We start from the raw sequence: 11,526 nt of genomic DNA, 5'->3' as shown, positions 1-11,526 counted from the left end.
CGATGGGGTGGAGCCGAGAAGGCGCCAAGCATATGGCATACATACGCGTATGTCAGGCAAATGGTCAGTCAGTAGCCGAGGAATATCTAAGACAACAACGTACAAATTACAAAATTGAGATAATGACAACAAGCCCGGCAGAAACTGTAGAAGTTGAACGGCAAAAGAAAACAAAAGCAACCTGTGAAACACATGACAATATTCCTGTATTAAAGGGGCCGAAAAACTTCTTATATAAGGTCTTGCGGGAGCTTTCGCTTGCCTATGCTTAATATTATGTTAACTCATCCGTGATGGTATGTCTTCTAAAAAATCCTACAATGTCTTGACACTATCTAAATTTGGGTGCGTAGTTGTATCAATTCCACTACCAGGCTAAAATAATATATATAATACCACAATTTCGGAGGTGGCATGGGTGAAACAAAACGAAAAAGGGATTGATTTAGCCACCATCAGAGGTTTATTGACTAAAGAAAGCCTCGTCTGCAGAAAGAATACCATATAAAAGAAATCGGCATATTTGGTTCGTATGTTCGCGGGGAACAAAGAAAAAACTCCGATATAGACATTTTGGTTTCTTTTGATGGTCGCATCGGCGGTTTTCAATACATTGCTTTGAAACAGGAACTCTCTGAAAAACTTGGACGCAAGGTTCATATTTCGTCTAGGGAATATCTTAAGCCGCGTATCGGTAAGGAAATTGAGCGGGAAGTTATCTTCATATGACAAAACGAAAAAGAATCGAGCTGCGAAAAACGGAAACGGAAAAAGCCATCTTGGAAGCAAATCTAAAAAAAGAAAAAGACCGTCGTAACCGAGGATACGGTCAGAGGCTTGCTGAAGATGTTCCGGCAGTTCGTGGCCGAAAAAACATCCTGGAGGTCCGGAAATTCATCGGGAACTATATCGAGAAGGTAATTGTCTACAAAGACCACGTCGAAGTGGTCTTTTTCTTTTCCTGTGGCGACGTATGCCGGTCGGAGGCATATCACTTCAAGGTACATATAAAGCGCGAATAGAGATATACCCTTCTGTGTGTTAAGCGGAAGAGTGTATTTATTATCCTCTAACAGGATGAGATAAAATTTTCAGAATAGAGGAGGATTTTAGCATTTGTTTTATGAATACTATAGTATTCATAAAACGACATAAAACACCAATATGTGTGCAAATTTGTAAAAATAGCAATCAGCTATCTTGCTCCAAATGCTCCATGAATTGCACCAGCGAAATACCCAGTTCCCTGCAAATTTTCTCTATAGTTCGCAAAGACGGACTCTTAAGGCCCCTCTCCAGCTGGCTTATGTACGTGCGGTGCAATCCGACGTTTAAGGCAAAGTCTTCCTGGCTGATGCCCTTTGCCGTTCTTAACTTTTTCAGTACTTGGCCAAATTTTCTGTCTGTCATACTACAACTATATGCTAGGTAATACTATTGGTCTACAGACTATAGTATTCTACAGTTTTCGGAATATTAAAAAATAATGTCGGGTTTTAGTTATATTTTATTGAAGGAAACTTATATCTAAAAAGAATTAATATGTGAAAAGAATTAATATAAATAACTTTGTATCAGGTTGCGACTACGATTACCAGCGTTCTCAAGGAGCTGAAAAACAGGTACAGGCGGTCAATACAACAGCTGCCACCGAGGAGCAATATCGGCCTCCGTGGAAGAGATTGCGGCATCCAGCCAGGTTTTAGCCAAGATGGCCGAGGAATTTCAGACAGCGATTAGAAAGTTTACAATCTAGGAAGTGTGTTGTGTTTCGTTTGGAAAAATGGAAAGCATCATCAACCTTCGCGGCAAGGTATCTCTGTTCCGTAATACGTAAAAGGGAAGCCGCCTAAAGAGGGTGCTTCCCTTTTGCATAAACATTGAAAAGAGCAACTTGCGATGCAAATCTTTTCCAAGCCTAACACTATTCTTTGGGGTGAGTGGGGTATGACTGAGCTAAATGCCATTATCGAAGACATGAAAGTTTTAAAAAAATATTACAATAACGCCAGACTGGTTGACCCTTTACTCAAGAGAGTAATTAATTCTGATGGGACGCATAGCTCAATTTTTGAGACAGAACCAAATGCTGAGCCGTGCTATCAGTTTTGGGCAACTGGTCGTGTTTGTGCAAACTGCATTTCCTTGAAAGCGGCGTTAAACAACGCTACTTTTGCTAAATTCGAGGGTTGGGGCGATAAAATATATATGATTACTGCTTTGCCTATCCGTCTAGATGATCGGACTGTAGTGCTAGAACTGCTTAAAAATGTTACTAATCAGGATATCTTGCTAACTTTGATGGGTACGGTAAGTACTTTAACGGATATAAATCAGAAAGAGCAAATGAAAGCAATTTCCCCAAGATACGAAAAACACCTCGAAGATTTGGTAAGGCAAAAGACTGAAGCGCTGGAAAAGGCTAATAAGCAACTGCAAAAATATAGGATTCTGGCCGAACATGCGAAAGATATTATGCTATTTATTAACATGGATGGACGAATTATAGAAGCGAATGAGGCCGCAGTTCGTACCTACGGCTATACTAAAGAAGAGCTAATCTCGATGACTGTTGGTGATCTGCGGGAAAGCAGCACCAAACGTCAGATAGCAGCGCAGATGGCATTGGCAGATAAAGAAGGGATAGTATTCGAGACAGTTCATAAATGTAAAGACGGTCGGTTGCTTTATGTCGAGGTAAGTTCTCAGGGAACGACTATCGGCAATGAGAGGGTCCTCTTGAGTATCGTGCGGGATATATCGGATAGAAAGCAAGCCGAAGAACAGTTAAAGCACATGGCTACCCATGATTGGCTGACGGGTATTCCCAATAGGCACTATCTTGAAAAATATCTTGAGGAAACTGTGCAAAATGCAAAAAAGGAGACTACAGGTGCGCTTCTTTTTCTTGATATAGACAATTTTAAGGTCATTAATGATACGTTCGGACATGCCGCAGGCGATAAGGTATTAGTAGATTTGACGAAAAAACTAAAAGCGATTATTAGAAAAAACGATTTTTTAGCAAGACTTGGCGGCGATGAATTTGCCATTGTACTGCGTGGCGTAAGCGTCGAGGGGGCAAAAAGGGTAGCTAAAAAGATATTGGCGACACTAAATGAAGTCGAGTTTGCTGTGGATTTGATTGGCAACCATTGTAAGGTAAGTGTTAGTATCGGTATTACCATTATTGATAAGCTAACAGACACACAAAAACTCCTGGCCTATGCCGATGTGGCCTTATATCGGGCCAAAGAAGAAGGTAAAAATAGAGCGGTATCTATTGAAAACTGCGACGAGAAAATACGGCTATTTGAAACACATTCAACTGTAAAAAAGATTAATGACAGTTTGAGAGATAATCGCCTTGTTTTGCACTATCAGCCGATTATGTCAGAAGCTGGGATAAGTCATTACGAAGCACTGTTAAGAATCTTGGATTCTGATGGAAGAATTATTTACCCGAATGAGTTTATTCCTACTGCGGAGCGTTTTGGTCTAATGAGTCAAATTGACAGATGGGTCATTAATGCTGCTATGGAAGCATTGATGAAAAATCCTGAATTATCCATTTTTGTCAACCTCTCGCCTTCAAGTGTAGGTGATGATGAGTTACTTGACTTTATTGAATTTGGTCTTTTCAACAAAGGAATAAAGCCTGAGAGAATCGGATTTGAGATTACGGAAATTGCGGCAGTCAAAGATTTAATAAAGGCCCGGCATTGGATTAGCCACCTCAAAAAATTTGGATGCAAATTTGCTCTGGACGATTTTGGCGTAGGGTTTTCTTCGTTTACACATATCCAAATGCTACCTGTTGACTATATCAAAATTGACGGGTCGTTTATAAGGAACTTGGATAGTGACTTAACTCAAAAAGCCTTAGTACAAGCCATTAATACGGTAGCCCACACTTTGGGGAAAAAAACAATTGCGGAGTTTGTCGAAACCGAGATGATATGGCGAACTTTAAAGGAAATTGGGACTGATTTCGGGCAGGGATATTTCTTTGGTAGGCCTCGTCCAATTGATGACATATTAAAAATTAGCTTCTCATGTTTATGGCAGACTTATTTTGCATAGTTTGGCTGCCGAAATCTGCACGTATAAAATGCCGAAATTGAACAAAGTTTGCATAAACTTTGCATGGAGGGGCGGGTATGATTGGCTGTTCTAGCGGTGTTGCCTAAGCAACGCCGCGCAGCCTAAATATCATACCCGCAGAGGCTCCTTGTCAAGTTTATGCGGATGGATGAATAATTACTTAATTGCCGAAATCTGCATTTTTGGATTGCCAAATACATTCTCATGTGTTAATGAGTAGATGAACCAAATTTAAAGAGATTTGGTCAGCAACGTAATTAATTAAACAAAAAAGTGAATGGATACAACAAAGTAATTACAATCGCAATGAATTGGTCGAAACAATTTTGTATAAGGTGGTATGGGAAACAGTGCGGGAATGCTTAGATCTGTCGAGTGAGTTGAATGCCAGCCTTGCGGCTTTTCTCATCAAGACTATGCCGCTAGCTGTAATGATTGTAAATAACGAAGTTAGAGTACGGTGCATCAATGACGCAGCCATAAAATTTTTTTGTATTTCCAAAGAAGAAGCCCACCTGCAAAAGTGTGGAGAGGTCTTGAGATGCGTTAACGCTCGTGGTCCTGAGGGTTGCGGAGGATCACCCGGTTGTTTGAGATGCGTGTTGCGTAAAAGTGTACTCGAAGCTTTAAACGGACAAGTTGTATCTCGCAACAAAGGTATTTTTAATGTTATCCAAGATGGTGAGGTCAAGAGGCTAACCCTCTTGGTGACGGCAGCCCCAATACTATATGAAAACAAGCGAATGGCAATCGTGCTTACTGAAGATGTATCCCTTGTTACTCAGCTAGAGGGACTAATTCCAATCTGCTCGATCTGCCATCGTATTCGTGACGAACAGGGCAATTGGATAACCCTCGAAAAGTATTTAAAAACGCATTCTGAAGCGGAATTTACGCACGACTATTGTCCAGTGTGCAGTGATGAGATGCGCACCAAACACTCTTTGAGTAAAGAATAAGCAACTACTATTTTCTGCAGTATGAATTTCGTCGACACGGTAGAAAAACGCGGCAGAAGTTGAAGATGGCCTTTCCGCAACGCGTCGGCTGTGCTGCAACGCTTTTCATGCAGGTGGCTGTTTTTATTTGGCAGGGAGTGCGGCATTGAGCATGAATCGCATGCAAAAATACATCATCAGGCATTGATAGGGGCGTTTCTGCTCCTATTTTTGTTTTGGGTTGTAGGCTACTAGTGGAATGCCCGCAGTAATGCAAAATTGAACTAAAAAGTTGCTGGGACGGCATAGCAGTATTTGGGGCCGCTGGGCCCCTTGCAGTCATAAAATATATTGTAGATAGTGTGGCTAATAGCGAACAGGGAAAAAATCCGTATGATAAGGGGGAAAACTGGTGACACCCGATGAGTTTATTGCCTGGTTGGGACCCGTAGCTCAACGTGTTTGCCGCAAGTACGGCCTGCCTGCCAGCGTCTGCATCGCCCAGGGAGCACTGGAAAGCGGCTGGGGGCGGTATACAATCGGCGAGTATAACCTTTTTGGCCGCAAGGCCGTTGCTGGTGACAAGTCAATAACCATCACCACACAGGAGTATATTAACGGCGAATGGGTAACTATAAATGACGAATTCAAGGACTACGCCAGTCTGGACGAGGCCGTGGAGGACTGGTGCGTGCTAATGACTGAGGAGCCGGCATACGCTGACGCGCTGGCCATATGGCAAGAAACGCATGACATTGAGCAGTTTGTGTGTACGATGGGACGAATATATGCCACGGACCCGGAGTATGCGGATAAGGTGCTGGCGACGATCAGGGCGAACGACCTGACGTGTTACGACGAGCAAGCGGCCTAAAGTGATGTTTGATCTGCATACTAATTTCGAAAAGCTGTGTATATACTGCGGGCGGTCATTGTGGCCGCCGGCAGTATTTTTGCTAATCATTGGGTGGGCGAAAAGTTTTTCCCCAAGCAGCAACAGACGCCGCAAATCAGCGTGAACTTGGACGGAAAACCATCAAAACCCAGTGAGCCGCAAGCTGTATATATCCAGGGACAAAATACCAGTACCCGGGAAATCGTTTACGTTCCTAAAGAAACGGATCCCAAAACAGGCCAGCAAGAACGCACAAACGTCCAATTCGAGAAGCGGCAGGGTAAGGTCTATGTAAAAGTAAACGGCAAGGAGTTTGAAGTCCCTGCCGAGGTTAAAGAAGAAGCTAAGTTTGAAAAAGGCAAACTGGTTGTTACTGAAGAAACTGAAATTCGTATTAATATTACCGCCCCTAAGCCTACGCTGAATGTTGGCGTTGGCTGGTCGATGAACGGTCCGGCAGCGCAGGTGAATGGGCAACTGTGGAAATCGGTCAGCTGGTGGGTTTACGGAGACCGGAAGACGGTGGCTGGTGGAGTGCAGTTTCCAATAATGAAATAATTTCCCCTTAGGTTTCACTCGGTGGTTTCGGCTGCTTTAGGAACCTTAAAAAGGCGCAAGAGGTCATAAAAAACTATTAAAGACTACAATAGCGGCAAGTCGGAAACGCGCAATTGTTGAGGCGTGGCGATACATTCGGAACAATTGGGATGGAATATGGCTATTGACAGTGTTTATATCGGCGTGTTAATATCTAAAACAACCAAATAAGTCACTCTTATCCAGAGAGGTCGAGGGACTGGCCCGATGACACCCGGCAACCGGCAACGCAAGGTGCTAATTCCAGCAGGAGTAATCCTGGAAGATGAGAGGAGAGGTATACTAACATTCCTTTCCTCGGAAAGGATTTTTTGTTTGCCGCTGACCGATTAACAAAGAGTAGGGAGGAAATGGCCATGGCGGTTAGCAGTAACATGAATACACCCGACAACCTGCCACCCCGGGTATGGGAAAAGATTGAGGCGGCAATCCGCACAGTAGGATACGGTTCAATCACGATCATCGTTCAGGACGGGAGAGTCATCCAGATCGAAATAAACGAGAAAATCAGGCTGGTCTGATGGGAAAGGGGAAGCGAGATGGACGCGAAAACAAACGGGGTAAGCGATTTTAAGATCGGGGCTGTCAGGGCGGAAATTCTCAAGGCTCTCAGCGGTCTTCAGTACGGGCAAGTGGTCATTCAGATAAAAGACGGGAAAGTGACCCAGATCGATAGAACCGAGAAAAGGCGCCTACCGCGACTGGAAGGTGTGGACGGCGACGGCATCTGATTTCAGGCCAATCAGAAGACTACAATTAGTTTCATATAAACAATCACGCTTTTCAGGTGCCATTCGTCTGCGGCGCAAACCTGGGTGAGGCGCTGCGCCGCAACGGCGAAGGTGCGGCGATGAACCGTGCCAAGGGAGAGCCCGGTACCCCAATCTCAGCGAAGCAGTGCGGCACATACAGCCTGGTAATGGGCGAGATCAGGCAGCTCCAAGGCTGGCACCCGAAGAAGTGACGGCTTTTGCTAAGAATATAGCTGCATGGCGTGGGGTTCGAGGACCCGCGCGATCTGCTTGATGATTTGTTTGCGCCATGGCTAAAATAGAGCACGTTGACACCAATGGCTACATGTGGTAAACTTAAAAACAAGTAAATAACTCTGAGCTGATCAGTAAGACTGAAGGCTGAGGTAAAGTCCCACCGGGACTTTTATCTCAGCTTTGTTTTTTACTCTTAGTCACGGACCAACTATACCGCTGTTCCCGGTAGATCCTGCTGCCCGTGGTCGGAGTGGCTGGGCAGCGCGGTCATCGGTTACCGCACTGGCAGCATGAACCAAGTTCTTGACCTTGAGAATAAACAAAAAGCTTAGGAGGAAAACAAAAATGGCCAAAATAGCGACGAACTTGACAGATCTCATCGGCAACACCCCGCTTCTGGAACTGGGGAATTACAACAGAGCAAAGGGACTAAACGCCAAGCTCATCGCCAAACTGGAATACTTCAATCCACTGAGCAGCGTCAAAGACCGCATCGGTTACGCCATGATCAAGGACGCCGAAGACAAGGGACTTATCAATAAGGACAGCGTTATCATCGAGCCGACCAGTGGGAACACCGGCATAGCCCTGGCCTTCGTGGCCGCTGCCAAAGGCTACCGGCTTATCCTTACCATGCCGGACACGATGAGTGTCGAGCGGCGTAACCTGCTCAAGGCGCTGGGCGCGGAACTGGTGCTCACGCCAGGGGCGGAAGGAATGAAGGGGGCCATACGCCGGGCCGAGGAACTGGCGGCTGAAATACCCAATTCTTTCATACTCCAGCAGTTTAAGAACCCTGCCAACCCCGCAATCCATCGTGTCACGACTGCGGAAGAAATCTGGAACGACACTGACGGCCAGGTAGACATCTTCGTTGGTGGTGTTGGCACCGGTGGCACTATCACCGGTGTCGGGGAGGTAATAAAACAGCGTAAACCTTCTTTCAAAGTCGTCGCCGTTGAACCTTTCGACTCGCCCGTTCTTTCCGGCGGAAAACCCGGTCCTCACAAAATCCAGGGTATTGGCGCCGGCTTCGTGCCTGATGTCCTTAACGTGAAAATAATCGACGAGATTATCAAAGTCAAGAACGAGGAAGCTTTTGCCACCGCCCGCGAACTGGCAAAGACCGAGGGGCTGCTTGTCGGCATATCCAGTGGCGCCGCAGCCTTTGCCGCCACCCAAGTGGCTCAGCGCCCGGAGAATGCCGGAAAGACCATCATGGTGTTGCTGCCCGACACGGGGGAAAGGTACCTTTCGACGGCGCTTTTCCAGGAAGAACTGTAGCATATATTTATAGCGATTATGTGCGAGATATTTCAGAAGAAATGCGGCTCGTTTATTGAGTTACCCAAGATATGGATCATGACGGTTATTTAGCGGATAAGAAGACGCAGCGAACCGTTGGAAAATGCCTCGGAAATAATTGAATTGAGAAAATGACTGAGCTTAGGAAGCATAAGGTGTCAAAAACGACATTTTATGCTTCATTTTGTTATGCGACAGTATGCCAGACCTTAGCAAATTACAGGGCCTTACTCTACTCGATTATTTTATTTGTTTGCAGGTATTGCCAATGTTCGGATGTAATTTTACATTTTGGATATTTTCGCGATAGGAGGTCAGCAGTGTGGATAATGCAAGAACCGCGCAGGTAACGGAACGTGGTTTGACAATGCCGCAATTTTGGCAAGGCGCCAGGGACGCCGGGCCAATTATGGTAGGTGTTATACCTTTTGGCATTACCTGTGGTGTAATGGGATTGACAGCAGGGCTAACACCGCTGGAAACAGTGATGATGTCACTCTTAGTGTTTGCCGGAGCTGCCCAGTTTATTGGCATTACAATGATCGGGGCCGGCATCACCGGTTGGGGCATTATTGTGTTTACAACCTTATTGGTTAATTTACGCCATTTGCTGATGGGGGCTTCCTTGGCGCCATATCTGGTGCGACAGCCTTTATCGCTGCAGGTGCTGCTTTCTTTTTTACTGACCGATGAGTCTTACGCCATAACCGTCAGCCGCATTTATCAGGCAGGATATAATCCTTCCTATCATCTGGGAGTCAGTCTTTTCATGTATGTCACATGGTGCTTGTCAACGGTGGCAGGAGTTTTTGTCGGCAGTTACATTCCCGACCCGTTGGCATGGGGATTGGATTTTGCGATGCCCGCCACTTTTTTGGTACTGTTGTTTCCCAGGTTAACGGACCGGACGAGTGTGGCGGTTTGCATAATCGCCGGGCTTATCGCTGTGGCGGGAGCATTATATCTACCCGGAAAATGGTACATGATCGCGGCCTGCCTGGTGGCAACGATAATCGGGGGGCTGATGGAAGGAGACAAGAAGCGTGCATCTTGAGACTTTTGCGATAATAGTCGGTATGGCGTTGGTAACATTTGCGACCCGGTTTAGCTCTGTAGCGTTGTTCAGGCAAACGGGAATTCCCGGCTGGCTGGAGCGCTGGTTAAAACACATTCCCACAGCCATTCTTACGGCGCTGATTGTGCCGTCTTTGGTATTGCCGAAAGGGCAGCTCGATCTATCTTTTCACAACCACTATTTGTTAGCAGGTATTGTTGCAGCGATTGTCGCATATAAAAGCCGTAATATTGTTGTGACACTGACCACTGGTATGGGAACCATGCTGGCACTGCGATGGCTGTTTTTTTAAATCTTTAATTTTTTTATAAGTATTATTATCAAGTTAGGAGTTGTAGCTGGCTTATGCTTTCCGTACTAGCGATTGTTTGTACGCTCGCCGTAATTGTTATTCTTCTTAACCGAAAGATAAAAATGGGCTATGCCATGTTGGCCGGTTCGGCCGTTCTCTTTTTTGCATCAGGTCCGCAGCTATCCAAATTGACAATGGCTATAACCGCAACGCTAACGGCGCATAGCACCTGGGAAATTATTTTTGCCCTGTATTTTGTGATGTGCCTGGAATATCAGCTTCGCACCAGCGGGACGATTGATGGTTTTATGTCAGTGTCCCGGCAAGTCTTCAAAAGCGACCGTTATCTATTAGCCATGATGCCGGCTTTTCTCGGCTTCCTTCCTTCTTTGGGCGGCGCTATTTTTTCGGCCCCGCTGGTAGAAAACGCCGGCAAGTCATACGGTCTTTCCGCCGAAACCAAAACGATCATTAATTATTGGTTCCGGCACGTTTGGGAATTTACCAACCCTATCTTTACCGGGATGCTGCTGGCCAGTAATCTTTCCGGCATTCCGCTGGGCACGCTGGTTTCGCACATGGCCTGGTTAACGGCATTATCAATAACTATCGGCTGGCTGACCTTTATCTCGCCGTTAAAAGGCAAATCATCGCTTAATTCTGCCCCGGCCGGTCCCTGCCCCGATGCTTGCGCTTACCGCTATGTCGCGCTGGCCGTCGGCCCTATTTTAGCCAATTTGCTTCTGGTTGTTTTCGTTGGATTGGACGCCTCTATATCCATGGCAATAGTTGTAGCCGCCATGAGCGTCATCCTGCGGCAAAGTCAGGCCGCTGTTCGCGGGATGCTTGTTCATGCTTTTGACCGCAATCTGCTACTCGGTGTCCTTGGCATCCTTTTTTTCCAAAATATGTTGCGGCAAGCAGGCGTAGTTGACGATATTGCCGCCCTGTTTCACAGCCTTGCTGTCCCCGCCGCAGTTGTCGTAGGGATCATTGCTTTTTTGGGCGGACTCCTTACCGGAACTTCCCAGGGATTTGTCGCTATGACCTTCCCCTTTATCGCCGTTTTGTCGCCCGGCGACCTGACCTTGGTTACAGTCTGCTTTGTCATGGGCACGGCCGGGCATATGCTGTCCCCGGCGCATCTTTGTTTACTTGTTACACTCGACTATTTTAAATCCGACTTCTTTAAGTCGCTTCGCCCCATACTGGCTTTGGAGATCATTATGGTTGCGGCGACATATGGCGTCATCAGCCTTTGGGGTTGACGCCAAACGGCGGTAATGGGCCGTTACCGCCGTTTTTACCATATATTCTTGCAGGAAGATTAG

General features: G+C 45.9%; 14 protein-coding genes, 1 pseudogene and 1 riboswitch. Of the genes and pseudogenes, 14 read left to right on the top strand and 1 reads right to left on the bottom strand.

Features of this window, described 5'->3' with window-relative positions; genetic code table 11:
* The 3 genes and pseudogenes from BLQ99_RS06155 to BLQ99_RS06145 all read left to right on the top strand — a co-directional run.
* Positions 1-272: pseudogene (locus BLQ99_RS06155) on the top strand (ISLre2 family transposase); the annotation flags it as partial.
* 214 nt (positions 273-486) lie between these two features.
* Positions 487-729: a nucleotidyltransferase family protein gene (locus BLQ99_RS06150; RefSeq protein WP_093689168.1), complete on the top strand. Its 243-nt coding sequence runs from the start codon at positions 487-489 to the stop codon at positions 727-729.
* Positions 726-1,022, top strand: coding sequence for a hypothetical protein (locus tag BLQ99_RS06145; RefSeq protein ID WP_245690296.1), 297 nt, complete (start codon positions 726-728; stop codon positions 1,020-1,022). The genes BLQ99_RS06150 and BLQ99_RS06145 overlap by 4 nt, the downstream gene beginning before the upstream one ends.
* A 169-nt stretch (positions 1,023-1,191) precedes the next feature.
* Here BLQ99_RS06145 and BLQ99_RS15425 read toward each other — a convergent pair whose 3' ends face one another.
* Positions 1,192-1,410, bottom strand: coding sequence for a helix-turn-helix domain-containing protein (locus BLQ99_RS15425; protein ID WP_093689166.1), 219 nt, complete (start codon positions 1,408-1,410; stop codon positions 1,192-1,194).
* 537 nt (positions 1,411-1,947) lie between these two features.
* Here BLQ99_RS15425 and BLQ99_RS06135 point away from each other — a divergent pair.
* The 11 genes from BLQ99_RS06135 (at position 1,948) to BLQ99_RS06085 (ending at position 11,463) form a co-directional block, all read left to right on the top strand.
* A complete protein-coding gene (locus BLQ99_RS06135) occupies positions 1,948-4,083 on the top strand; it encodes a putative bifunctional diguanylate cyclase/phosphodiesterase (RefSeq protein ID WP_171904612.1) in 2,136 nt (711 codons plus the stop codon).
* Between the two features lie 371 nt (positions 4,084-4,454).
* Positions 4,455-5,063 carry a transcriptional regulator gene (locus tag BLQ99_RS06130; RefSeq protein WP_093689162.1) on the top strand — a complete coding sequence of 203 codons (609 nt, stop codon included), beginning with the start codon at positions 4,455-4,457 and terminating at the stop codon, positions 5,061-5,063.
* Between the two features lie 391 nt (positions 5,064-5,454).
* A complete protein-coding gene (locus BLQ99_RS06125; RefSeq protein WP_093689160.1) occupies positions 5,455-5,916 on the top strand; it encodes a glycoside hydrolase family 73 protein in 462 nt (153 codons plus the stop codon).
* Positions 5,917-5,976: 60 nt separating this feature from the next.
* The gene (locus tag BLQ99_RS06120; RefSeq protein ID WP_093689158.1) at positions 5,977-6,495 is read left to right on the top strand and encodes a hypothetical protein; all 519 of its coding nucleotides are present in this window, start codon (positions 5,977-5,979) and stop codon (positions 6,493-6,495) included.
* A gap of 214 nt (positions 6,496-6,709) precedes the next feature.
* Positions 6,710-6,806: riboswitch (SAM riboswitch) on the top strand.
* A gap of 84 nt (positions 6,807-6,890) precedes the next feature.
* Positions 6,891-7,055 (top strand): YezD family protein, encoded by a 165-nt coding sequence (locus BLQ99_RS06115; RefSeq protein WP_245690294.1) that lies wholly within the window; start codon positions 6,891-6,893, stop codon positions 7,053-7,055.
* Positions 7,056-7,073: 18 nt separating this feature from the next.
* Positions 7,074-7,265 carry a YezD family protein gene (locus tag BLQ99_RS06110; protein WP_093689154.1) on the top strand — a complete coding sequence of 64 codons (192 nt, stop codon included), beginning with the start codon at positions 7,074-7,076 and terminating at the stop codon, positions 7,263-7,265.
* Between the two features lie 56 nt (positions 7,266-7,321).
* On the top strand, positions 7,322-7,498 hold the full coding sequence (locus BLQ99_RS15035) for a hypothetical protein (protein ID WP_093689152.1): 177 nt from the start codon (positions 7,322-7,324) through the stop codon (positions 7,496-7,498).
* Between the two features lie 370 nt (positions 7,499-7,868).
* On the top strand, positions 7,869-8,807 hold the full coding sequence (gene cysK / locus BLQ99_RS06100; protein ID WP_093689150.1) for a cysteine synthase A: 939 nt from the start codon (positions 7,869-7,871) through the stop codon (positions 8,805-8,807).
* A 343-nt stretch (positions 8,808-9,150) separates the two neighbouring features.
* The gene (locus tag BLQ99_RS06095; protein ID WP_245690292.1) at positions 9,151-9,882 is read left to right on the top strand and encodes an AzlC family ABC transporter permease; all 732 of its coding nucleotides are present in this window, start codon (positions 9,151-9,153) and stop codon (positions 9,880-9,882) included.
* Entirely contained in the window at positions 9,872-10,195 is a 324-nt protein-coding gene (locus tag BLQ99_RS06090) for an AzlD domain-containing protein (RefSeq protein ID WP_093689148.1), read from the top strand. The genes BLQ99_RS06095 and BLQ99_RS06090 overlap by 11 nt, the downstream gene beginning before the upstream one ends.
* 53 nt (positions 10,196-10,248) lie before the next feature.
* The gene (locus tag BLQ99_RS06085; RefSeq protein ID WP_093689146.1) at positions 10,249-11,463 is read left to right on the top strand and encodes a DUF401 family protein; all 1,215 of its coding nucleotides are present in this window, start codon (positions 10,249-10,251) and stop codon (positions 11,461-11,463) included.
* The last annotated feature ends 63 nt before the right edge of the window (positions 11,464-11,526 follow it).

Origin of the sequence: Sporolituus thermophilus DSM 23256 (genome assembly GCF_900102435.1) — a bacterium.
In the GTDB taxonomy this organism is placed as follows: Bacteria; Bacillota; Negativicutes; order Sporomusales; family Thermosinaceae; genus Thermosinus; species Thermosinus thermophilus.
This window is presented reverse-complemented; position numbering and strand designations above follow the sequence as displayed.

Bases quoted from the DNA above. Each gene is read 5' to 3' on its own strand.
- BLQ99_RS06145 (WP_245690296.1), top strand. From the start codon at position 726: ATGACAAAACGAAAAAGAATCGAGCTGCGAAAAACGGAAACGGAAAAA.
- BLQ99_RS15425 (WP_093689166.1), bottom strand. From the start codon at position 1,410: ATGACAGACAGAAAATTTGGCCAAGTACTGAAAAAGTTAAGAACGGCA.
- BLQ99_RS06135 (WP_171904612.1), top strand. From the start codon at position 1,948: ATGACTGAGCTAAATGCCATTATCGAAGACATGAAAGTTTTAAAAAAA.
- BLQ99_RS06115 (WP_245690294.1), top strand. From the start codon at position 6,891: ATGGCGGTTAGCAGTAACATGAATACACCCGACAACCTGCCACCCCGG.
- BLQ99_RS06110 (WP_093689154.1), top strand. From the start codon at position 7,074: ATGGACGCGAAAACAAACGGGGTAAGCGATTTTAAGATCGGGGCTGTC.
- cysK (WP_093689150.1), top strand. From the start codon at position 7,869: ATGGCCAAAATAGCGACGAACTTGACAGATCTCATCGGCAACACCCCG.
- BLQ99_RS06085 (WP_093689146.1), top strand. From the start codon at position 10,249: ATGCTTTCCGTACTAGCGATTGTTTGTACGCTCGCCGTAATTGTTATT.